Raw genomic sequence first — 23510 nt, forward strand, 5'->3', positions numbered from 1 at the left:
GCCTAGAGGGCAACGGTCGAAGGCGCCACGGTCGGCATGGAGTCCTCGGACTTCATCGGCTCGCTCACCTGCTCCGGCTCCACGAGCACGCCGCTCTGGGCCACCCGGCGGAAGTAATGACACGCAGGCGTGGGCCGCCGCTCGAGCGTCTCGAAGTCCACCGCGTAGAGGCCGAAGCGAGGACCCCAGCCCTCGAGCCACTCGAAGTTGTCCATGAGGGACCAGTAGAGGTAGCCGCGCACGTCGGCGCCCTGGCGGACGGCGCTGAGCATCTGGCTCCAGTGGTTGTAGAGGAACTGGGGCCGCCGCTGGCCCTGGCGGTCATCGATGCCATTCTCGGTGACCCAGATGGGCTTGCCGTACTTGTGGTGCAGCTCGACCAGGAGGTGGGAGAAGCCCTCGGAGTAGTCCTCCCAGCCGATGTCGGTCAGGCCGCGGCCGTGGATGTCGCGGTACTGGAACTCGAGGAAGGGGGGCTTGGGCACGAACCGGAGGTGGGCGCGCGTGTAGTAGTTGATGCCCATGAAGTCCACGCTGTCACGACCCCCCTCGATGCGCTGACGGGTGGACGCCAGCCCGGGCATCTGGATGCGCAGCTCGCCGTCCGTCAGGGCGCGATGGAAGGCGTGGTTGTAGTTGTCGAAAGCCAACCGGGTGAGGGCGCGGTCCAGCGGGTGCCACCAGCGGTCGGGCCGGAAGGCGAGCATGTTCTGCGAGATGCCGATCTCACACTTGCCGGACTCGCGCAGCAGCTCCTCGCGGGCGGCCACGTGCGAGCGCGCGATGTTGCCAAGCGCGAGCATGGCCTTGTTCCCATCGGCGATGCCGGGGGGAATGACACCCTGGATGTAGCCACCGAGCAGCAGCACCATGGGCTCATTGAAGGTGATGACGAGCGCATCGAGGCCGCGGAGGATCTGCGCGCAGATGCGGGCATAGCGGCGGAACTCGACGACAGAGGAGGGCTCGTGCCAGGGAGTCTCCCGGTGGAACCACTGGGGATGGGTGAAGTGGTGCAGGGTGACCACGGGCCGGATGCCGGCGGCCTTCATCCGAAGCAGACGCTGGCGGTACTGGTCGACGGCGGCGGCATCCACCTGACCGCGGACGGGCTCGATGCGGGCCCATTCCAGGGAGATGCGGAACGCTCCGCTGCCCACCTCCTTGGCGAGCTGGACGTCATGATCGAAGCGGTTCCAGTGGTCCACACTGCGGCCGCAGCGGTGATTGGGGTCCTTGCACTTCCCCTGTCGCTCCCACTCGGACCAGTCGTTCTCGATGTGCCCCTCGACCTGATAAGCGGCGGTGGCCACCCCGAAGGTGAATCCGCGCGGAAATTCATTGGTGCCCATGAGACAAAGGTATGGGCCCGACTGACGGGCGGGAAGTGATTCCCCCGTTGTGCGATCGCAACAAAGGACGCGAGTGGCCCGGGGCCGGACGGTTATCCAACAATTCCAGGCCCTCTGGAGTCTCGCGGGCGAAAAACCACTGCCCCGTGGCTCCAGAGCCGCGCCCCCTCCCCTGGAGCTCCCGAGCCCCGCGCCCCACTCCGCCCCCCCTCCCCTCGCCCTCCGGGAGAGGGACAGGGTGAGGGTATCCGAGCCCGTGTTCCCCCATGTGGGCCCAAGAGCGACCTTTGGCCCACACCTTGCTCCAGGGCGGGAGCCGTCCCACTCAACCTGGAGCCGTCATGACCCAAGCCGTGCCCGTGCTGTTGACCGCCCTGCTGCTCTCCAGCACTCCCGAGCTGGCCCAACCCGCGCCCGCGAAGAAACACCCCGGCTGCTTCGTGCTGCTGGACCTGAAGACAGGAGAGCTGAAGCGCAATGACGCGGAGCAATGCGCGAAACGCGTCTCTCCCGCCTCGACCTTCAAGGTGCCGCACGCGCTCATCGCGCTAGAGACGGGCGTGGTGAAGGACCCAACAGCGGTGCGCAAGTGGGACGGCCAGAAGCGCCGCATCGCCGACTGGAACCGCGCCCACTCACTGGAGTCAGCCATCCGCTACTCGGTGGTGTGGTTCTTCCAAGGGACAGCGAAGGAGATTGGACGCGAGCGGATGAAGGACTGGCTGCACCGCTTCGGCTACGGAAACGAGGACATCTCCGGAGAGCTCACGGGCTTCTGGTTGGGGAACCCGCTGCGCATCTCCGCCGAGGAGCAGGTGCGATTCCTGGCGAAGCTGTACCGGAACGAGCTGCCAGTGAGCGAGCGCACGCGCGAGCAGGTAAAGCGCATGCTGGTGTACACGCCGGAGACGGTGACGGAGAGAACGAAGCGGATGGCGGGGCCGTGGCCTTCGGGGGCGGTGGTGAGCGGGAAGACGGGCTCGACGAACACGAAGGAGGACGGGGACGTGAGCTGGCTGGTGGGGCACGTGAGCTCGCCCCGGGGCGAGTACGTCTTCGCGAGCCTGGTGACGGGCGAGCACCTCGAGGGCCCGGTGGCGCTGCATGCAGCGGCGGATGAGCTGCAAGCGCTCGACGTGCTCTGACCGGGCGGCGAAGCACTCATACCCAGAGCATGACGGCGGGCCGTCTCCCAGGAGGGAGGCAGCCCGTCCGCGTTCGGAGCCCTTCCGCCCCACCGGACGGCTCGCGTAGGGTGCCGGCCATGGCGGATTTCGACCTCGTGGTGATCGGCTCTGGCCCCGCTGGCGAGAAGGGCGCGGTGCACGCGGCGCTGCACGGCAAGCGGGTGGCGGTGGTGGAGCGCGAGCCGGTGCCCGGCGGCACGGCGGCCAACACGGGCACACTGCCGTCCAAGACGCTGCGCGAGACGTCGCTGTACCTCTCGGGCTTCCGCCAGCGTGGCCTGTACAAGGTGGAGGCGAACCTGCCCCACGAGACAACCGTCTCGGACTTCCTCTACCGCGAGCGGCGGGTGAAGGGCATCGAGCGCCAACGCATCCTCGAGGACCTGAAGCGCCACGGGGTGGAGCTGGTGTACGGCCGGGGCACGCTGGCGGACGCGCACACGGTGGTGGTGAGCCGAGAGGGCGAGCCGGAGCGGCGGCTGACGGCGGACGTCATCCTGGTGGCCACCGGCTCCTCACCGTTCCGCCCGCCGCTCTACCCCTTTGGGGATCCGCGGGTGCACGACTCGGACGAGCTGCTCGACATCCAGCAACTGCCGCGCGCGCTGGCGGTGGTGGGCGCGGGCGTCATCGGCTCCGAGTACGCGTGCATGTTCGCCGCGCTGAACGTTCAGGTGACGCTGGTGGACCCCAAGCCCGAGCTGCTGCCCTTCCTGGACGATGAGCTCTCGGCGCTGCTGAAGCGGCGCATGGAGGCACTCGGGGTGAAGATGCGGCTAGGTCACACGGTGGAGGCGGTGGAGGTGCCACCGGACCCGAATGCGTCCATCCGGCTGACGCTGAAGGAGGGCGAGCGGCTGGAGGTGGACCAGGTGCTGGTGGCCTCGGGGCGCTCGGCGAACACGGCGGGGCTGGGGCTGGAGGCGGTGGGGGTGAAGCTGGGCGCGCGAGGACAGGTGGAGGTGGGGCCCGAGTACCAGACGACGGTGCCGGGCATCTACGCGGCGGGGGACGTCATTGGCTTCCCCGCGCTGGCGTCCACGTCCATGGAGCAGGCGCGCATCGCGGTGATGCACGCCTTCGGGCTGGAGGCGAACCGGATGGCTCCGGTGCTGCCCTACGCATCTACACCATCCCCGAGGTGTCCATGGCGGGCGAGACGGAGGAGTCACTCAAGGCCAAGGACATCCCCTACGTGGTGGGCCGGGCCGCCTTCTCCACCAACCCGCGCGGGCAAATCATTGGCGAGTCGCACGGGCTGCTGAAGCTGCTCTTCCGCCGCGAGGACCTGCGGCTGCTGGGCGTGCACGTGCTGGGCGAGCAGGCCTCGGAGCTGGTGCACGTGGGGCTGCTGGCGCTGATGACGGGCGCCGGCGCACACCTCTTCGTGGAGACGTGCTTCAACTACCCCACCCTCTCCGAGGCCTACAAGACGGCCACCTACGACGCGATGGACAAGGTCAGGTCCCCTCCTGCCAGGAGCCCAGGTACTTGACCTGCGCGGGGGTGAGCTTGTCGATCTTCACCCCCATGGCGCGCAGCTTCAGCCGGGCGATCTCCTGGTCCAGGTGCTCCGGCACCGCGTAGACCTTCTTCTCCAGCTTGCGGTGGTTCTTCACCATGAACTCGCTGGCGAGCGCCTGGTTGGCGAAGGACATGTCCATCACGCTGGAGGGGTGGCCCTCGGCGGCGGCGAGGTTGATGAGGCGGCCCTCGCCCAGGATGATGATGCGCTTACCGTTCTTGAGGGTGAACTCCTCCACGAACTCGCGGAGCACGGCGCGGCGCTTCGTCATCCGCTGAAGCGTCTTCAGGTCGATCTCCACGTTGAAATGGCCCGAGTTGGAGACGATGGCGCCGTCCTTCATCTTCTCGAAGTGCTCCTGGCGGATGACGTCGATGTTGCCCGTCACCGTGCAGAAGAAGTCGCCAATCCGGCACGCCTCGCTCATGGGCATCACGCGGAAGCCGTCCATCACCGCCTCGAGCGCGGTAGTAGGGTCCACCTCGGTGACGACCACGTCAGCGCCCATGCCGCGGGCGCGCATCGCCAGGCCTCGGCCGCACCAGCCGTAGCCGGCCACCACGAAGACGCTGCCGGCCAGCAGCCGGTTGGTGGCGCGGATGATGCCGTCGAGGGTGGACTGGCCCGTGCCGTAGCGGTTGTCGAAGAGGTGCTTCGTCTTCGCGTCGTTGACCGCGATGATCGGGTACTTCAGCACGCCCTCCTTCGCCATGGCGCGCAGGCGCACCACGCCCGTGGTGGTCTCCTCGGTGCCACCGATGACGTGCTCCAGCAGCTCCGTGCGCTCGTTGTGCAGCACGCCCACCACGTCCGCCCCGTCATCCATGGTGAGCTGGGGCCGGGTGTTCAGCGCCTCGTGGATGTGGCGGTAGTAGGTCTCGTTGTCCTCGCCCTTGATGGCGAAGACGGAGATGGCGTGGTCCACCACCAGCGAGGCCGCCACATCGTCCTGGGTGGACAGCGGGTTGGAGGCGCACAGGGACACCTCCGCGCCGCCCTCCTTCAGGGCAATCACCAGGTTGGCCGTCTCCGCCGTCACGTGCAGGCACGCCGTCAGGCGCACGCCCTTCAGGGGCTTCTGCCTCGCGAAGCGCTCGCGGATCTGCTGCAGCACCGGCATCGTCCGCCCGGCCCACTCGATGCGGCCACGGCCCTTCTCGGCCTGGAGGGGATCCTTGATGTCCGCGTGCACCGGCGCGCTGTTGGCGCGCTTCGCCTTCTTGAGGCTCACGACCTTCGCCATGGAGAGTCCTTCGGGGGTGGAGAAAAAAGAAAACGCGCGTGAGCCTTACCGGGGCTCACGCGCGTTTCAACAATCTGGGACGCTCAGCGTTGACGGTCCGCCAACGGACTTCAGACGGCCTTCAGGCGGGAGGTGCCAGCCGGGCCCGCCACGGCCTCACGCAGGGTGTCCTTCTTGTCGGTGCGCTCCCAGGTGAACTCCTTCTCGGAGCGGCCGAAGTGACCGTACGCGGCGGTCTTCTGGTAGATGGGCCGCAGCAGGTCCAGGTACTCGGTGATCTCCCGCGGCTTGAGGCCGAAGGTGCGCTTGATGGCGGCCTCGATCTTCTGCTCGGGCACGGTGGCCGTGCCGAAGGTGTCCACCAGCACGCTCACGGGGTCCGCCACGCCGATGGCGTAGGAGACCTGCACCTCGCAGCGGCGAGCCAGACCCGCGGCCACCACCGTCTTGGCGATGTGACGGCCCATGTACGCCGCCGAGCGGTCCACCTTGGACGGGTCCTTGCCCGAGAAGGCGCCGCCACCGTGACGGCCCATGCCGCCGTAGGTGTCCACGATGATCTTCCGGCCCGTCACGCCGGAGTCGCCCATGGGGCCGCCGATGACGAAGCGGCCGGTGGGGTTGATGTAGATCTTCGTCTTGGCGTCGATGAGCTTCTTGGGCAGCGCCTTGGCGATGACGTCCTCGCGGATGGCCTCGTGGATGCGCTTGTTGGAGACGTCATCCGAGTGCTGCGTGGACACCACCACCGCGTCGATGCGGACCGGGCGGCCGTTGCGGTACTCGACGGTGACCTGGCTCTTGCCGTCCGGGCGCAGCCAGTCGTGCGTCTTGCGGCGCACGTCCGCCAGGCGCCGGGTGAGCGCGTGGGCGTAGTGGATGGGGGCCGGCATCAGGTCCGGCGTCTCGTCGCAGGCGTAGCCGAACATCATGCCCTGGTCGCCGGCGCCCTGCTCCTTCTTGTTGTCCACGCCCCGGGCGATGTCCTGGCTCTGGCCCTCGATGGCCACCATGACGCCGCAGGTGTTGCCGTCATAGCCCATGGAGCTATCGGTGTAGCCGATGCGGCAGATCGTGCTGCGGACGATCTTCGGGATGTCGACGTAACAGTTGGTGGTCACCTCGCCTGCGACGATGGCCAGGCCCGTCTTCACCAGGGTCTCCACGGCCACGCGGCCCTGGGGATCCTTGGAGAGGATGGCGTCCAGCACGCCGTCGGAGATCTGGTCGGCGATCTTGTCCGGGTGCCCTTCAGTGACGGATTCAGAGGTGAACAGGTAGTCGGTCGGCATGTCGTCTTCGGCTTCAGGGGGGGTACCGCTCACGGCAACTACTTGAAGAGCGGGGACACTAAACGTAGGGCTCCAGAGGAGTCAAACCCCGAGACGGCCTGGAGAATTCGCGGGAAGGTGTCTGTCAGGCCCTCCTGGCAGGCTGGCCACCCCCCGAGCCCAGCGCCGAGTGCCACGTGAATTTCGCACGCGCTCGTCCGTTCCATTGCGCTACAGAAGCAGCCCTCTGCAAGGAAGGAACTGAATGAACGCTCGCCTCCGCTCCCTCAGCCTGCTGGCCACCCTCACCCTCGCCCTGCCGGTGCTCGCCGCGCCCAACGAGCCAGTGGCCAAGCCGGTGAAGACCGTCGTGCAGTCCGTGCGCTACAGCAAGGATGACCTGGCCCTCAAGCAGCTCGCCAACGATGAGCAGGGCCGCTTCCTGCTCGGCGAGGACTGGGAGAAGGGCACCGAGGCCCAGCGCAAGGAGTTCACCAAGCTCTTCAACAGCCTCTTCGCCAAGATTGCCTTCCCCAAGGTGCGCGAGAACTTCAAGAACCTCGCCTCCATCACCTACGAGGACCCCGCGGTGGAGGGGGAGAAGGCGAACGTGAAGTCCACCGTCGTCATCGAGCACCCGCTGAAGAAGCAGGAGATGAAGCTCCAGTACTCCGTGGTGAAGAGCCAGGGCGGTTGGAAGGTGCTGGACGTGGCGGTGCTGGGCGACTCGATGCTCACCGGCATCCGCGATGACCAGGTCCGGCCCATCATGAAGCAGGGCGGCTGGGACCACCTGCTGCAGCTGATGCGCGCGAAGGAAGCCGAGCTGACCAAGAAGTAGTAGCCCCCACCCTCCGGGTGCCAGGCGGACGGGCGCCCGGAGGTGAAGCCGGTTGTACCTGCGGACAGGTGGAGTAGAGAGGATGGACCGATGTCCGTCCCCCTCCCCCAGCCGGCCCCCCTGCGAGAAGGGCGCTCCTCCCGCGAGGTGGACGCCTTCTGCGTCCAGTTCGCCCCGCGCGCACCAGGGCACCCCGCCGTCAGGGACCTCCAACAGCTGCTGGCCGAAGTGCCCTCGGAGGGCCTGGAAGCCCGCCTGGAGTGGGTGGAGCGGTGCGTCGCCTGGCTGCAAGACCCCAAGCCCGCCCTGGGCTTGATGGAGCCCGCGGAGCCCGAGGCCCCCGCGGTGGTGACGCGCCTGGCCCTGCTGCTGCGTGTGCTGGAGACGAGGGCCTCGGCCCGCGAGCCCGTGGCCGTCCTGGTGCGAGAGGTGATGGCCGCGACGAGCGGGCTGAAGCTCTTCTCCCAGGTGGGCCTGCCCGCCGGGCTGGGCTTCTTCGGTGAGGTGTCGGACCGGCTCGCACGCCGCCTGCTGCCCACGCCCCCCGAGGATCACCAGCTCTCCGAGCTGCTCCTGCGCCTCTTTCCCGTGCCCCAGGACGCCTCCTGGCTGGAGAGCCTGCCGCCGGAGCTGCTGGCGCGACTCTCCGCCCTGGTGCAGGGAGGCACCCAGCCTCCCGTGAGGGCACCGGCGCAGATGGTGCGGGCCTCGCTGGTGGATGCCCTGGGCCTGCTGGCCGTGCAGGCAGCGGCCCTGGGGCTGGCCGAGGACGTGCGGGAGCGCTGTCCGGAGGTGTCCTTCCGCGCCTCGCCCTTCCTGAAGCTGCGCCGGGTGTGTGAGGGCGTGCTGGCCCGCGACGCCGCACCGGACTCGCTGCGGGAGCTGGGCGACGTGGTGGCGGAGTGCCACCAGGTGGTGGCCATCGTCACCAGCCACCTCGAGCAGTACGGGGTGAGCGTGGACCTGGTGTACCGGCTGGAGCGCATCCGCCGGAGCCTGGAGCGGATGGAGGCCATCGCCCGGATACTGGGCGCGGCGCCGGGCGAGGCACGCTGGCGCGAGAGCCTCGTGTTGTTGGCGGACCTGCTGCGCCGGGCTCACGCGGACCGCTCGGTGCTCGCGGTGGTCGCGAGCAACGCGCGGCTGCTGGCGCGCAAGGTCATCGAGCGCGCGGGCCACTCGGGCGAGCACGACATCACCACCACGCGGGCCGAGTACCACCGACTGGTGCACTCGGCCGCGGGCGGCGGGCTCATCACCGCCTTCACCGCCGGCCTCATGCTGTATGCCACCACGCTCGCGCTGGCGCCCTTCTTCTACGGGCTGGTGCTGGCGGGCACCTACGTGGGCAGCTTCCTGCTGATGCAGGTGACGGGCTCCACACTCGCCACCCAGCAGCCCTCCAAGACGGCGGCCACGCTGGGGAGCGCCATCGGCCAGGGCGGCACGACTGGGCGCCTGTCACACCTGGTGGAGCTGATTCCGCGCATCACCCGCTCGCAGCTCGCCACGGCGGTGGGGAACATGTGCACGGTGCTGCCGGCGGCGGTGGGCCTGTCGATGGCCTTCGCCTGGTGGAAGGGGCACCCGCTGCTCGACACGGCCCAGGCCCACTACGTAGTGGACGCGCTGCACCCATGGCGCAGCGGCACCGTTTTCTACGCGGCGCTGACGGGGGTGCTGCTATGGCTGTCCAGCCTGGTGGCGGGGTGGCTGGAGAACTGGGCGGTGTACCGGCAAATCCCCGAGGCGCTCGCGCACCACCGCGTGCTGCGGCGGACGCTGGGCGACGCTGGAGCGGGAAAGCTGGCGAGCGTCTTCTCGCACAATATTGCCGCGCTGGGGGGCAATGTGAGCATCGGCGTGCTCCTGGCCCTGCTCCCCGTGGTGGGGAACTTCTTCGGGCTGCCCTTGGACGTGCGGCACGTGACGCTGTCCTTCGGGCAGCTCTGCCTGGCCGGGTACGCGCTGGGCCCCACAGCCGTCCTGCGGCCGGATTTCCTCGCGGCCCTGGCGGGCATCGGGCTCACGCTGGCCATCAACTTCGGAGTGTCTTTCTCGCTCGCCCTGGGCGTGGCCCTGAGGGCACGAGACGTGCCCCGAGCGGAGGTGCTGCGACTGGTCCGACTGATGAGCGTGCGCTTCCTGCGCGACCCCCGCGCCTTCCTCTTGCCTCCCCGAGTTTGACCCTCTCCCCCCGGGGTGAGGGGCCGGGGTAAGGGATGACGCGGGTCCACCCTGATTGAAATCCCAGGCCCGTGGAACCTGGGAATAAATCGACCCGCAACTCAAGCCCCTCTCAGAGGGAGAGGGTGTGCAGCAAGTGATACAGCGGCCGGGCAGCCGAGGCATCTCGCCGTGCTTCTGATGAGGTCCGTTCTCCGGTAGGGTCCGCGGCCGCATGAGTGACTCGACCCACAAGACGCCCCGCTTTGCTCTCGCCTACGCCAGAATGCTGGTCCGTAGGCCCGGGCTCGTCATCCTCGCGATCCTCGCGCTGTCCGGCGTGTCATTGTGGGGAACCACGAAGCTGACCATCAACTCCAACCAGCTCGACCTCATCTCGCAAGACTTGCCCGAGGTGAAGGACGTCAAGCGGGTCATCGACATGGTGGGTGGCAGCGGCTACCTCATCATGGGCCTGCGCGCCGACGACGAGGCCACCCTCAAGAAGGTCGCCGACGACATCGCGGCCGGGCTGAACGCGGACAAGGAGAACGTCCGCTTCATCACCTACAAGGTGCCCGTCGAGTTCGTGCAACAGCAGATGGGCCTCTTCATCAAGACGGAGGACCTGGCCGAGGGCAAGCGCCGCATCATGGCGTGGCTCAAGGATCAGCTCCGCCGCAACAACCCCTTCTTCATCGAGATCCAGAAGACCGAGCCGGTGAAGCTCGAGATGCAGGACCTCGTCGACAAGTACAGCAGCGTCGGCAAGAAGAGCATCCGGGATGACTACTACATCTCCAAGGACCGGAAGATGATGCTCATCCTCATCAAGCCGATGTGGGACTCCAACCAGCTCGCCAAGACGAAGGTCTACGTGGAGAAGCTGCGCGCGGATCTCGCGGCCTACTCCAAGAGCGAGAAGGCCGGCGGCGTGGAGCTCATCGAGGATTACGACAAGATGGGCGACAAGACGCTGGTGGCCTACGGCTTCACCGGCTCCTACAAGACGGCGGTGGACGACTCGTATGCCATCGAGGAGTCGCTCCAGCCGGTGTCGCTGCTGGCCTTCGCGGCCATCTTCATCATCACCATCCTGGCCTTCCGCAAGTGGGTGCCCACCCTCATCGTGTCCGTCGGCACGGTGCTCGGCACCATCATGACCATGGGCTTCACCTACATCACCGTGGGCGAGCTCAACATGATCACCAGCATCCTCGGCGGCCTGCTGATGGGGTTCGGCATCGACTACGGCATCCACTTCATCTTCCGCACGCGGCTGGAGCTGGGCCACGGCAAGCCCTATGACGTGGCCATCCAGGACGCGGTGGTGAACGCCGGCCGTCCGGCGCTGGTGTCCGCGGTGGTGACGTCCGGCTCGTTCCTCGTGCTGATGGTCAGCGATTTCCGCGGCTTCAGCCAGTTCGGCTTCCTGGCCGGCTGCGGCACCTTCCTCATCGGCGTGCTGCTCTTCGCCTGGAGCCCGGCGCTGCTGGCGCTCGCGGGCCGCATCAACCCCGAGCTGCCCAAGAAGCTCATCGGCGAGATGAAGCCGCCGGCCACGCAGAACGCCACCACGGGCAAGGAGCTGCGGATTCCCAAGCCGGGCCTGATGCTCGGGGTGAGCACCGTCATCGTGGGCGTCCTGTGCTTCCTGGCCGTTCCCCGGAGCGACGTGGACGTGCCCACGGACAAGCCCGCCTCCTGGGCGGACCGACTCAAGGCCGGCATCCGCTTCAACTACAACAGCCGCGCCCTCATCCCCGAGGGCCAGTCGTCCGTAAGGCTGCAGGATGAGATCAGCCAGCGCTTCGACATGTCCGCAGATCCCATCGCCGTCTACAGCAAGACGCTGGAGGAGGCGAAGGCCATCTACGACGAGCTCGAGGATCCGGAGAAGCGCAAGACGAAGTACTCCGCCATCGACCAGGTGGTGAGCATCTACACCTTCGTCCCGCCGCCGGAGCGGGCCGCGGCCAACGCGAAGATCCTCCAGGAGTGGCAGGAGGAGCTCAAGGACATCGACGTGGCGGCGCTGCCTCCGGAGGCGCAGGAGAAGGCGGCCCTCTTCATGAAGATGCTGGAGGCCCGGCCCTACGGCGTGCACGAAGTGCCTGAAGTCTACGCCTCGCAGTTCCGCCACCTGCCGGAGACGAAGCCGGAGAACCACGGCTACCTGACGTTCATCTACCCGAGCGTGGACCTCTGGGACGGCAAGAAGATGCTCACCTTCGTGGACCAGACGAACCACATCCCCACCCCCGAGGTGAAGGATGCGCAGGGCAACGTCATCGCCGAGGCCCAGGTTCGCCGGGCGGCCGGTGCGGCCCAGCTCTTCGCGCGGCTGGCGCGCATCGTGCTCGCCGACGGCCAGCTCTCCGTGCTCCTGGTGACGCTCTGGATTCTGGTGATGCACTACCTGGACTTCCGCAACGTGAAGCTGGCGCTGGCCTCCGTCATCCCGCTCACGGTGGGTCTGGCGATGATGCTGGGTCTGATGACGGTGTGGGACCTGCACCTGAACTTCATGAACATCATCATCCTGCCCATCCTCCTGGGCTTCGGGGTGAGTCACGGCCTCTACCTGCTGCACCGCTTCCTGGAGGGCACCTCGCCCGTGGTGGCGCTGCGCAGCATCGGCGCCGCGGTGGCCTCGTCCACCCTGACGACGGCCGCGGGCTTCGCCGCCCTCCTGGTGGCCAGCCACAACGGCCTGAAGTCCATGGGCGTCGTCGCGTGCATCGGCCTCATCACCACGCTGGTGGTGTCCTTCACGGTGCTCGCCGCGGTGATGCAGGTGATGTGGGACCGGCTGCCGCGCAAGCTGCAGGACGGCGTGACGAATACGCCCTCCGAGCAGCCCTCCGGCAAGGACAAGTCCGAGGCGGCCTGAAGCACTCCCGCCGAGACAGGGGCCGGGCCGCGCCTCACGCGTGTCCGCCCCTCCGGTAAAAAGCCGTATCTCGCCGGTTGAGAAAGAGCCCGGGCACCAGGGAAGCCGAGACGAATAGTCCCTTCCCGGCCCGGGCTCGCTACATTACCGGGGTGCCCACCACCGGTAACCCATCCATCCTGGCCATCGATCTCGGGACCTCGGCCGTGAAGCTGGCGGCCGTCACCCTCCGCGGCACCATCCTCGGCGGTGAGGTGGAGCCCCAAGAGGTCCACCTGCTGGCCGACGGCGGCGCCGAGCAGGACCCCGAGGCGTGGTGGTCCGCCATCGTCCGCGGCACGCAGCGCCTGCTCGGCAAGGGTGTCGTCTCCGCGGACGACATCGTCGGCATCAACATCAGCTCCCAGTGGTCCGGCACCGTCGCCGTCGACGAGCGCGGCAAGCCCCTGCATCCCGCCATCATCTGGATGGACTCGCGAGGCGCGCCCCACGTGCGGCGCGCCGTCCACGGCTTCATCCCCGTCGAGGGTTTCGGCATCGCCCGCCTGCTCACCTGGGTGCGGTTGACCGGCGGCGCGCCTACCCTCTCGGGGAAGGACCCGTTCGGCCACATCCTCTTCCTGAAGAGCGAGCACCCCGAGCTCTACCGCAACACCTACAAGTTCCTGGAGCCCAAGGACTGGCTCAACCTGAAGCTGAGTGGCCGCTTCGCCTCCTCCTACGACACCATCACCCTGCACTGGGTCACCGACAACCGCGACCTCCAGCGCATCCACTACGCCGAGCAGCTGCTCCAGCTCGCGGGCCTGCCGCGCGAGAAGCTGCCCGACCTGGTGCCTGCCGCCAGTGTGCTCGGCCCACTCCAGCCCGAGGCCGCTCGCGCCCTCGGACTGAGCGACAAGGTACAGGTCATCACCGGGGCCCCGGACATCCTCGCCGCCGCCGTGGGCTCGGGCGCGGTGCGCGATTTCGAGCCCCACCTGTGCGTCGGCACGTCCTCGTGGATCGCCTGCCACCTGCCCTTCAAGAAGACGGACGTCTTCCACCAGATGGGGACCCTGCCCTCGGCACTCCCGGGCCGCTACATCCTCACCAACGAGCAGGAGTCCGCCGGCCTCTGTCTGTCCTTCCTCAAGGACAACATCCTCTTCGGCCACGAGGAGCTCGCCCGGTACGCCAACACGGGCGACCAGGGCCAGGCCCCGGTGGACCTCTACAAGGTGCTCGAGACGGAGGCCGAGCGCATCCCCGCGGGCAGCGACCGGCTCCTCTTCATGCCCTGGCTCAACGGCGAGCGCAGCCCCGTGGATGACCAGTACCTGCGCGGCGGCTTCTTCAACCAGTCCCTCAAGACGACCCGCGGGCACATGGTGCGCGCCGTGCTCGAGGGCGTGTCCTACAACTCGCGCTGGCTCTTCAGCTACGTGGAGAAGTTCGTCGGCCGCAGGCTGGACTCCCTCCGCATCATCGGCGGCGGTGCCCGCTCGAAGCTCTGGTGTCAGATCATGGCGGACGTGCTGGACCGGACCATCCAGCGAGTGGACGAGCCCGTGCTCGCCAACGCACGCGGCGCGGCCTTCCAGGCGGCCCTGGCCCTTGGGCACCTCACGGTGGACGAGATTCCCTCGCTCGTCCCCGTCGCCAACACCTTCGAACCCAACCCCCAGAACCGCGGGCTCTATGACGAGCTCTTCGGCGAGTTCGTGAACCTCTACAAGTCCAACAAGGCCATCTTCGCGCGGCTCAACCGGGCCCGCGGCGCCTAACGCCCTCACAGGAGCACAGGAACACCATGGATCTTCCCGAGCTCGGAACGAATCTCCTCAATCGTGTGCCGCCCCGGCTGCTCTCGGTGGCGGAGCGGTACCTCAAGAACGTCCCCCTGCTGCGCGACCGGCTGTCGAAGGAGACGGACTCGATGCTGGCCGAGCTGGAGGGCGGACTGAAGCCCTACCGCGGCCAGACGCCCACCTTCCAAACGCTGCCCACCAAGGGCCTCTCGCACGAGGAGGTGCTGCGGCAGATGGGGGGCATGCGCGAGAAGGAGGAGGACCGCTGGAAGGACGGCTACGTGTCGGGGGCCGTGTACAACGGTGACTCCGAGCACATCGACTTCCTCAACCGCGTGTACGCCATCAACTCGCAGAGCAACCCGCTGCACGCGGACCTCTGGCCCAGCGCCACCAAGTTCGAGGCCGAGGTGGTGGCCATGACGGCCCACATGCTCGGCGCCGCCGAGGCCAACGCGGGCAGGCCCCCGGAAGAGCACATCTGCGGCGCGCTCTCCTCGGGTGGCACCGAGAGCATCATGCTCGCGATGAAGACGTACCGGGATTGGGCGCACGAGACGAAGGGCATCACCCGGCCCGAGATGGTGGCCCCGTCCAGCGCGCACCCCGCCTTCGACAAGGCCGCGCACTACTTCGGCATCAAGATGGTGCGTGTGCCCGTGGGGCCGGACTACCGCGCGGACGTGAAGGCCACGCGCAAGGCCATCAACCGCAACACCATCGTGGTCATCGGCTCGGCGCCGGGGTTCCCGCACGGGGTCATCGACCCCATCGAGGAGCTGTCGGAGCTGGCGCGCAAGCGGGGCATCGGCTTCCACACTGACGCGTGTCTGGGCGGCTTCGTGCTCCCCTGGGCGCGCAAGCTCGGCTACCCGGTGCCGGAGTTCGACTTCCGGCTGCCCGGCGTGACGACCATGTCCGCGGACACGCACAAGTTCGGCTACGCGGCCAAGGGCACGTCCGTGGTGCTGTACCGCGGCACCGCGCTGCGCTCGCACCAGTACTTCACCGCCACCGAGTGGCCCGGCGGCATCTACTTCTCCCCCACCTTCTCCGGCAGCCGGCCCGGTGCGCTCATCGCGGCCGCCTGGGCCTCGCTCGTGGCCACTGGCGAGGAGGGCTACCTGGACGCCACCCGGCGCATCTTGGAGACGGCCAGCGTCATCAAGCGCGGCATCCGTTCCATTCCCGGACTGCACGTGCTCGGCGAGCCGCTCTTCGTCATCGCCTTCGGCTCGAGCGACGTGGACATCTACAAGGTGATGGAGCACCTGAGCGAGAAGGGCTGGAGCCTCAATGGACTGCACAAGCCGGCCTCGGTGCACCTGTGCGTCACCCAGCGGCACACCCAGCCCGGCGTGGCCGAGCGCTTCCTCGAGGACCTGAAGGCCGCCGTCGAGCACGTGCGCGCCCACCCGTCCGATAAGGGCACCATGGCGCCCGTCTACGGCATGGCGGGCACGGTTCCCTTCCGGGGGCTGATCAGCGACCTGCTCAAGAAGTACATGGACCTGCTCTACAAGGTCTGAGCGCCCGCGGCTCCGAGCACGAGAGTATCCTCCGCGAAGTGAATCGGAGGGTACCTCGTGCACAAGCCTGGTGTGTTCGTCGTGGGCCCGTGGCTGTTGGCTCTGCTCCTGCTCGGGCTCACGAGCCCCACGCTCGCGGCCTCCGCTCCCGCCAGTGCTGCCGAGTTGCACGAGCTCCTCCAGACCTTCAGAAGGTTGAAGGAGCCTCCCGAGCACGATGAGGAGCCGCACTTCGAGCGTCTGGGATTGGAGGATCCCTACACGGTCATCGTACGAGCCGCGCTCGAACACCCCGAGCCCGGTCACGTCATCGCGAAGCTGCGGGAGCGGTACGCGTTGAACGCAGCCGCAGCACGAGCGCTGCTCCTCGGCCAGCTCGTGACCATCCCACCGGACGACCCCTGGGCAACGCTCACTCCCGAGCAGGTCCGGCGCGCGCTGGAGTCCTATCTGACCGCCGCGCACGAAGCTCCCGGCAGTCTGGTCGTGCTCACGGCGATACTCACCCTGCCCCAGAGCTACCTGGTGCCAAAACAGGAGTTCGAGGCGCGCTTCCTCGAAGCCCTGGATGCAGCTCCTGCTCCCGTCGAGACGGCCATCCAACTCTCACGGATGGGCGGAGACCTCCATGGTTGGCACGTTCCGCTTGCCGCCCTCGCCGTCAGCCGTCAGCCGGAGGTGCTGCCACGCGCGCTCGAGGCGCTCGGACTGGGAGAGCACGGGAGGACGGCCACCCTGTTCTACTTCGCCGCCTTCCAGGCCCTGCGCGCCCATCAGGACGGGGACTTCCCTGCCGCAACCGCCGAGCGGCTCCTCCGCAATCTCCTGAAGCAGCAGCAACCCTCGCTCGCGGTGGAGCTGGCCCGGCAGCTCCCGGCCACGGCGCGGGAGGCGCTCCTCGCGGGGAGATGGACCGTGCAGGACTCCCACTACATCTCCACCGTTGGAGGCGATCGCATAGAGGTGGAGCCCCCGGGAGACCTGCGCCCCGGACTCGCCGCGGCCCTGCTGCTCGGAGGAGACACGCAGGCGGCAGCGGACTGGTTCGCCCACGCGGCGCCGGTCCCCTCGAATCTCCGAGAGCAGGGCAAGGACTGCTCGCCTGAGGTCCATCACGCCCTCCTCTCCTTCCTCCTGAAGCCGGAGCCTGGGGCCGACCCCTTCTCGCTCCTCGTCGCGGATGCGCGCTGCGGCCGGGTACTCGAGTACCCGTGGAACTTGATGCTCGCCCAGGTCTTCCAGTCCCGCTACCAGGAGGAGGCGCGAGATCACCTGAGCCTCGCGGTGGAATCCGAGCGGCGGAAACCCGACGTGATGCCGCTGCAGGCCCACCTCACCTTCCTCGACGGCGCACGGGCCACCTTCGAGGCCGCGGACAAGGAGCGGCTCGCGCGGCTCGAGTCCGCCCTCGCGGCCCTCCCGAAGCAGACTGGGGACAGCATGCCCGCAGCGGAGGCAGATCCAGTCGCCCCCCGCATCCGAGAGCTGCTCGCCGCACCGTCCGCCTCGGCCTTCACCGAGCACCCACTGGCCGAGGCACCCAAGACGAAGCCGTCTCCGCGATGGAGTCCCATCAAGAGTGGGCTCCAGCCGCCCGCGGGATTCCACGCCGTGCGCGCCGAGCGCTCCGGCAAGCGCGTCCTGCTCCTCGCCCTCTCGCAGCGTCTGGACCCGGTGGGCGAAGTCTCCGGCGGCGGCTACTGGCTCCTCGAGTCCCAGGATGGAGGCCGCACCTGGAGCTCGCTCCTCTATACGGGCCTGCGGCAATACAGGCCCTACGAGCTCGCGAAGAAGTCCTCGCTCCCCATGCTCGACGGCGACACGCTCCGGCTCGAGGCCTCGGTGCGTGAGCTGGAAGAGAAGAGCATCACCTTCCCTCCCCTCAAGCTCACGACGAAGCGGGAGAAGAAGAACCTCTTCCTCCAGGCCCGCCTCTCCGAGCTCCAGAGGGACTCCGACGCGGATGGGCTCCCGGACCTCGTCGAGGAGCGCTTCCTCACCGACCCGAAGGCCGCGGACACCGATGCGGATGGCCTCTCCGATGGAGAGGATCCCCTGCCGCAGGTGCCCGCCGTCGACCGCGGCTCGGAGGGCCCCGAGGCCCGGCTGCTGGCAGCGTTCCTCGCCATGCTGAATGAAGGGGAGCACGTGCAGAAGGGCCTGGAGGTGGGCCTGCCCGACGAAGACAGCCCCCAGGACGTGCTGCGGCTCCCGAAGGGCACCACGCCAGAGTCCCGCTACGATGTGACCTTCCTCGAGATGAAGCGCGGCGGCCTGCGCGGCGTCCGGCTGACCTCGCGTACCCTCGTATTCACGTCCGAGGAAATCGCGAAGGCCGAGGAACGCTTCGGCCGCTTCTTCGGCCTCGACGTCTCCCTTCTCCTCAACGCGAAGGGAGACCAGGCCCTCATCACTTGGAACGCGCGCTGGCGCGGGGGGAGATACCTGGCGCGAATCCAGAACGGACAGTGGGTGTTCGAGTCACTCAGCAGTTGGATAACTTGAACGGCGGGTGCGGCTCGGGCCCAGGTGTCACGAAAGTGTCACGAGCACTGGAGAGGGAGGCCCTTACAGTCCGCGCATGCCGCACATCCTGATCGTCGATGACGAACCGGACCTGGCGGAGCTGCTGGCGTACAACCTGGGGCGGGCGGGCTTCACGACCACCCAGGTTCATACTGGAGCGGAGGCCCTGGCACGGGTACGCGAGGCCCTGCCAGACCTGGTTTTGCTGGACCTGATGCTGCCCGACATGGATGGGGCGGAGCTGTTCTGCCAGCTTCGGGCCCACCCGGACACGCGTCACCTGCGCGTCCTGGTGCTCTCCGCCCGTCCGGATGCTCACTCCCGGGTGCAGGGGGTGGAGGTCATCCTCAAGCCTTTCAAGGTGCAGGAGGTGGTGGCGCGGGTAACCGCGCTGCTGCCAACGCCTTGAGACGCGAACGCATCTTTCATGCTGGTACTTATCAACAGGTGTTGTAGTCACGCCCTCGCAACGGATGGGTGACTGGACGCGTCAAGTCCGGCCCAGGAGAAGCGCGATGCTCGAGAAGCTGATGCCCAAGTCGGACGAGTTCTTCGACGACTTCGATGCCCAGTGTGCCGTCACGGTGGAAGGCGCCCGGATGCTGCACACCCTGCTGAGCGACTTCCGGGACGTAGCCACCCGGGTGCAGGCCCTCAAGGACATTGAGCACAAGGGCGATGAGGTCACGCACACCGCCTTCAACCGGCTGCACAAGCAGTTCATCACCCCGTTCGACCGGGGGCAGATCCACACCCTGCTGTCGCGCATCGACGACGTGCTGGACCTGACCAACGCGGCGGCGAGCCGCATCCACTACTACGAAATCCAGTCGAGCCTGCCGGACGCCACGGAGCTGGCGCGGCTGCTGGTGATCAGCGCCGAGAAGGTCCAGGAGGTGGTGGCGGCGCTGCGGCTCATCAAGAAGCCCGAGCAGATCCTCGCGGGCTGCAAGGAGATCAAGCGCCTGGAGACGCAGGCGGACGAGGTGCTGCGCGCGGGACTGGGCCGGCTCTTCAAGAGCGGCGCGGACCCGCTGACGATCATCAAGTGGAAGGAGGTCTACGACCTCATCGAGACGGCCACGGATAAGTGCCAGGGTGTGGCGAACGTCATCGAAGGCGTGGTCCTGGAGCACTCGTAATGCTGCTCACCGCTGTCGTCCTCATTGTCGGAGTCGCGCTCATCTTCGACTTCATCAACGGCTTCCACGACGCGGCCAACTCCATCGCCACGGTGGTGTCCACGCGCGTGTTGTCGCCGAACCTGGCCGTAGCCTGGGCCGCCTTCTTCAACTTCGTCGCCGCGTTTGGCGGTGGGGTGAAGGTGGCCAACACCATGGGCAAGGGCATCATCGACTTCGAGATGCTGCGCGCAGCGGGCTCGGAAGCCGTGCTCCTGGTCATCTTCTCCTCGCTGATGGGCGCCATCGCGTGGAACCTGCTGACGTGGTGGTGGGGCCTGCCCTCCTCGTCCTCCCATGCGCTGGCCGGGGGCATGATTGGCGCCACGCTGCCGGTGCTCGGCGTCGCCGGACTGGTGGGCTCGGGCATCGCGAAGATCGCCGTCTTCATCGTGCTCTCGCCCTTCATCGGCATGGTGCTCGGCACGGCGCTGATGGTGCTGAGCACGTGGACGGTGCACAAGCAGACGCCCCTGAAGGTGGACACGTGGTTCCGGCGCCTGCAGCTCGTATCCTCGGCCATCTTCTCCTACAGCCACGGCACCAATGACGCGCAGAAGGTGATGGGCATCATCGCGGTGGTGCTCTTCGGCACCATCTGGAAGGACCGGCCCTTCCACATCGACTGGTGGATGATCATCTCGTGCCACGCGGCCATCGCGCTGGGCACCTTCTTCGGCGGCTGGCGCATCGTGAAGACGATGGGGCACAGCCTCACCAAGCTGGCACCCATCGGCGGCTTCGCCGCGGAGACGGGTGGAGGCGTCACCATCATCGCGCTGGCGAAGCTGGGCATCCCCGTGTCCACCACGCACACCATCACTGGCGCCATCACGGGCGTGGGCTCCACCAAGGGCTGGCGCGCGGTGAAGTGGGGCGTGGCTGGCCGCATCATCTGGGCGTGGGTGTTCACCATTCCCGCCGCGGCGCTCATGGCCGTGCTGGTGTACGGACTGTCCCGGCTGGTGGTGATGGCCGTAGGGTGAGTGGTGTAGAAACGGGCGCCCTCTCCCGCGCCGGGAGTAGGGCCGGGAGAGGAAATCGACGATGAATCGACTCGCGCTCGTGCTGGGACTCGTGCTGCTCGCCGGCTGTGCCACCGTGAAGAGCAGCCGTGTCCGCCCCGACTACGAGACCGTGGACAAGACTCAGGTCAAGCGTCTGGTCGTGGTCACCCAGCCGCTCCCTGAAGGCAAGCAGGACGTCGGCGAGCTGTGGAGCCTCATCGCCCGCCGCTACGTCAACCAGAACCGCGACTTCATCGCCAAGACCAGCCTCGCCATCGCTGGCGCTCCCGAGGACACCGCCCAGAAGGGCCTGTGCGTCGAAGGCATCGAGGGCGTCCTCTGGCTCTCCCCCGACGTGAAGCGCACCGGCAACGGCGTAGAGGCCGCCGTGAAGGCCCAGTTGCTGCGCTGCCGCGACGGCCAGGAGGTCTGGGCCGCCGAAGCCGCCGGAAGCTGGCCCTCCGAGGACGAGCGCTACAAGGAGCTCACCGTCCAGTACACGGGTGAGCTCGGCGCCGACGTCGCGCCCTACGTCGGCCCCACCTTCCGTCTCCTGAGCGCAACGCTCGACACCCTCCCGCGCCCCACCCTCAGCGAGGCGGATGTCGAGGAGAAGATCGAGCTCGGAGAGTAGCCGCCCATGCTGGACCAGAGCACCGCCCTCGTCCGGCTTGGTATTTCCTTCGGGCTCGGGTTCGCGCTCGGTTTCGAGCGCGAGCTGCGCGGGCAGAGCGCCGGCCTGCGCACCCATATCCTCGTCTGCCTCGGCTCCTGCCTCTTCACGCTGTGCAGCCTCTTCGCCGAGCAGCCGCTCGACGCCAGCACGCCCGCGGAGGTTCGCGCCGACATCACCCGCATCGCCAGTCAGGTTGTCGTCGGCATCGGCTTCCTCGGCGGCGGTGCCATCCTCCGCCACGGCGCCAGCATCCGGGGCCTCACCACCGCCGCCAACCTCTGGCTCACCGCTTCCGTGGGCCTCGCTGTCGGCTTTGGTCTGCCCGTGCTCGCCGTCGCCACCACGGGGCTCGCCCTCTTCGCCCTCGCCGGCCTGCGCTTCTTCGAGAGCGCCATCCGCCGCATCCGCAAGAAGTACCAGCTCGTCGCTGACCACGACGTCGCCTCACACGAGACACCCAAGGCAGGTGAGGACTCGGTGGAGCCCCGAAGCTAGGCAGACCCTCACCCTCGCCCTCTCCCAGAGGGAGAGGGGACATGGGGTGGGGCTCACAGCACGTCGCCGAGGCGCTTTTCCATCTCCGTGCGGATGAAGCGCTCGATCTCCTCCGCCGTCGTCAGCTCCATGGCCGTATCGAGCAACTGCTTCGCATCCGCACGGTTCGACCGCCGGATGATGTCCTTCACCGTCGGAATCTGCCCCGCCGTCATCGACAGCTCGTCGAAGCCCAGCGCCAGCAGCACCAGCGAGTAGATGGGGTCTCCCGCCATCTCTCCGCACATGGCCACCGGGATTCCCGCCTCCTTCGCCGCCGCCACGATGTTCTTCAGCGAGCGCAGCACCGACAGGTGCAACGGCTTGTACAGGTACGCCACGTCCCGGTTCTGCCGGTCGATGGCCAGCGAGTACTGGATGAGGTCGTTCGTCCCCACCGAGAAGAAGTCCGCCTCCTGTGCCAGCCGGTCGGCAATCAGGGCCGCGCTCGGCGTCTCCACCATGATGCCCACCTGGAAGCGCTTGCCGATCGGCACGCCCGCACGCCCCAGCTCCGTGCGGCAGGCCTCCAGCTCGCTCCGAGCCTCGCGCAGCTCGCTCATGCCGCAGATGAGCGGGAACATCATCCGCATGTTTCCGTGCACGCTCGCCCGCAGCAGCGCCCGGAGCTGAACCCGGAACAGCTCCCGGTTGGCCAGGCAGTAGCGGATGGCCCTCAGCCCCATCGCCGGGTTGGGCTCCTTCTCGAACTTCCCCTTGCCCGGAACCTTGTCCCCGCCCAGGTCCAGCGTGCGGATGGTGACGGGCCTGCCGCCCATTGCCTCCAGCACCTGCCGGTACGCCCGGTACTGCTCCTCCTCCGTCGGCGGGCTCTTGCGGTCCAGGAACATGAACTCGGTGCGGTACAGGCCGATGCCCTCCGCCCCGTGCGCCAGCAGTGGCTCGATTTCCTCCGGGAACTCGATGTTTCCCACCAGCCGCATGCGGAAGCCGTCCGTGCTCTGCGCCGGCAGGTCCTTGGCCTCCAGCGCCCGAGCCTCATTCTCCTGATGGCGGCGCATCGTCTCGTGGAAGAGCGCCAGCTGGTCCTCCGTGGGGTTGACCAGGATGGTGCCCCGCGTGCCGTCCAAGGCCACCAGGTCTCCCGGCGAAATCTGCTCACTGGCCCGCCCCGCCCCCACCACCGCCGGCGTGGAACGTGCGCGCGCCACAATGGCCGTGTGACTCGTCTGGCCACCCAGGTCCGTGACGAAGCCCGCCACCCGCCCGCTGCGCGCCATCATCGCCGTGTCCGCTGGCGACAGGTCGTGCGCCACCACCACCGCGTGGTCCGGCAGCGTCACCTCCTCGTCCACCACCTGCCCCATGAGGTTGCGCACCACCCGGTCCGCCACGTACTCCACGTCCGAGCGCCGCTCCCGGAAGTACTCGTCCGGGATGTTGTCGAAGAGGTGCTTGAGCTTGCGCGCCACCCGCCGCACCGCCCACTCCGCGTTGATGCGGTCCTCGACAATCAGCCGGTTCACCTCGTCCACGAACATTGGATCGTGGAGCATCAACCGGTGGGCCTCGATGATGAGGCCGTGCTCGGGACCTTCCGTCCGAGTTATCTGCTCCTTGAGCTCGGAGAGCTGGCGGTCGGACAGGTCCAACGCCGTCTTCATCCGCATCCGCTCAGGGTCAACCTCGGCCTCGGCCAGCCGCAGCTTGGGGGTACGCACCCGCTTGCGGTCCAGGATGTAGGCGTGGCCCACCGCCACGCCTGGTGAGGCGCCGATGCCCTTCAGACTCAACGTGGGGGTGGCCTGGCTGCTCACGGTCCCTTCTT

The 23510-nt window shown here is 67.8% G+C and carries 18 protein-coding genes; 14 read left to right on the forward strand and 4 right to left on the reverse strand.

The genetic code is table 11. The features are described from left to right. Window positions 1-2 precede the first annotated feature (2 nt). Entirely contained in the window at window positions 3-1352 is a 1350-nt protein-coding gene (locus OV287_RS47000; RefSeq protein WP_267540602.1) for a glycoside hydrolase family 1 protein, read from the reverse strand. A 341-nt stretch (window positions 1353-1693) separates the two neighbouring features. Between OV287_RS47000 and OV287_RS47005 the strand changes: the two genes are divergently transcribed. The 3 genes from OV287_RS47005 to OV287_RS47015 all read left to right on the forward strand — a co-directional run bounded on the left by OV287_RS47005 (window position 1694) and on the right by OV287_RS47015 (window position 4034). After that, on the forward strand, window positions 1694-2497 hold the full coding sequence (locus OV287_RS47005) for a penicillin-binding transpeptidase domain-containing protein (RefSeq protein WP_267540603.1): 804 nt from the start codon (window positions 1694-1696) through the stop codon (window positions 2495-2497). Window positions 2498-2616: 119 nt separating this feature from the next. Continuing rightward, window positions 2617-3804 carry an FAD-dependent oxidoreductase gene (locus OV287_RS47010; protein WP_267540604.1) on the forward strand — a complete coding sequence of 396 codons (1188 nt, stop codon included), beginning with the start codon at window positions 2617-2619 and terminating at the stop codon, window positions 3802-3804. Continuing rightward, window positions 3687-4034 carry an oxidoreductase dimerization domain-containing protein gene (locus tag OV287_RS47015; protein WP_267540605.1) on the forward strand — a complete coding sequence of 116 codons (348 nt, stop codon included), beginning with the start codon at window positions 3687-3689 and terminating at the stop codon, window positions 4032-4034. Before OV287_RS47010 ends, OV287_RS47015 begins: the two co-directional genes overlap by 118 nt. Here the strand turns inward: OV287_RS47015 and ahcY are convergent. Together ahcY and metK are read right to left on the reverse strand one after the other, a co-directional pair. Then, on the reverse strand, window positions 4000-5307 hold the full coding sequence (gene ahcY, locus OV287_RS47020; RefSeq protein WP_267540606.1) for an adenosylhomocysteinase: 1308 nt from the start codon (window positions 5305-5307) through the stop codon (window positions 4000-4002). The genes OV287_RS47015 and ahcY overlap by 35 nt on opposite strands. A gap of 110 nt (window positions 5308-5417) precedes the next feature. Beyond that, window positions 5418-6599, reverse strand: coding sequence for a methionine adenosyltransferase (gene metK / locus OV287_RS47025; protein WP_267540607.1), 1182 nt, complete (start codon window positions 6597-6599; stop codon window positions 5418-5420). A 244-nt stretch (window positions 6600-6843) separates the two neighbouring features. Between metK and OV287_RS47030 the strand changes: the two genes are divergently transcribed. The 11 genes from OV287_RS47030 to OV287_RS47080 all read left to right on the forward strand — a co-directional run bounded on the left by OV287_RS47030 (window position 6844) and on the right by OV287_RS47080 (window position 21682). Further along, entirely contained in the window at window positions 6844-7419 is a 576-nt protein-coding gene (locus OV287_RS47030; RefSeq protein ID WP_267540608.1) for a Tgt2/MlaC family protein, read from the forward strand. A gap of 90 nt (window positions 7420-7509) precedes the next feature. Then, a complete protein-coding gene (locus OV287_RS47035) occupies window positions 7510-9606 on the forward strand; it encodes a site-specific recombinase (protein ID WP_267540609.1) in 2097 nt (698 codons plus the stop codon). 214 nt (window positions 9607-9820) lie between these two features. Continuing rightward, entirely contained in the window at window positions 9821-12478 is a 2658-nt protein-coding gene (locus tag OV287_RS47040; RefSeq protein WP_267540610.1) for an efflux RND transporter permease subunit, read from the forward strand. A 152-nt stretch (window positions 12479-12630) separates the two neighbouring features. Beyond that, complete coding sequence (locus OV287_RS47045; RefSeq protein WP_267542562.1) at window positions 12631-14244, forward strand: xylulokinase; 1614 nt, start codon at window positions 12631-12633, stop codon at window positions 14242-14244. A gap of 26 nt (window positions 14245-14270) precedes the next feature. Beyond that, window positions 14271-15797, forward strand: a complete 1527-nt coding sequence (locus OV287_RS47050; RefSeq protein WP_267540611.1) for a pyridoxal phosphate-dependent decarboxylase family protein — start codon at window positions 14271-14273, stop codon at window positions 15795-15797. A 57-nt stretch (window positions 15798-15854) separates the two neighbouring features. Further along, on the forward strand, window positions 15855-18302 hold the full coding sequence (locus OV287_RS47055; protein WP_267540612.1) for a hypothetical protein: 2448 nt from the start codon (window positions 15855-15857) through the stop codon (window positions 18300-18302). A gap of 76 nt (window positions 18303-18378) precedes the next feature. Then, window positions 18379-18732: a response regulator transcription factor gene (locus tag OV287_RS47060; RefSeq protein WP_267540613.1), complete on the forward strand. Its 354-nt coding sequence runs from the start codon at window positions 18379-18381 to the stop codon at window positions 18730-18732. Window positions 18733-18838: 106 nt separating this feature from the next. Continuing rightward, entirely contained in the window at window positions 18839-19465 is a 627-nt protein-coding gene (locus OV287_RS47065; RefSeq protein ID WP_267540614.1) for a DUF47 domain-containing protein, read from the forward strand. Beyond that, the gene (locus OV287_RS47070) at window positions 19465-20490 is read left to right on the forward strand and encodes an inorganic phosphate transporter (protein ID WP_267540615.1); all 1026 of its coding nucleotides are present in this window, start codon (window positions 19465-19467) and stop codon (window positions 20488-20490) included. The genes OV287_RS47065 and OV287_RS47070 overlap by 1 nt, the downstream gene beginning before the upstream one ends. A 61-nt stretch (window positions 20491-20551) precedes the next feature. After that, the gene (locus OV287_RS47075; protein WP_267540616.1) at window positions 20552-21145 is read left to right on the forward strand and encodes an MXAN_6521/LA_1396 family lipoprotein; all 594 of its coding nucleotides are present in this window, start codon (window positions 20552-20554) and stop codon (window positions 21143-21145) included. A 6-nt stretch (window positions 21146-21151) separates the two neighbouring features. Next, window positions 21152-21682, forward strand: coding sequence for an MgtC/SapB family protein (locus OV287_RS47080; protein WP_267540617.1), 531 nt, complete (start codon window positions 21152-21154; stop codon window positions 21680-21682). Between the two features lie 53 nt (window positions 21683-21735). Here the strand turns inward: OV287_RS47080 and ptsP are convergent, their stop codons facing one another. Continuing rightward, complete coding sequence (gene ptsP, locus OV287_RS47085; protein WP_267540618.1) at window positions 21736-23499, reverse strand: phosphoenolpyruvate--protein phosphotransferase; 1764 nt, start codon at window positions 23497-23499, stop codon at window positions 21736-21738. Window positions 23500-23510 lie beyond the last annotated feature (11 nt).

Source organism: Archangium lansingense (genome assembly GCF_026626635.1).
In the GTDB taxonomy this organism is placed as follows: domain Bacteria; phylum Myxococcota; class Myxococcia; order Myxococcales; family Myxococcaceae; genus Archangium; species Archangium lansingense.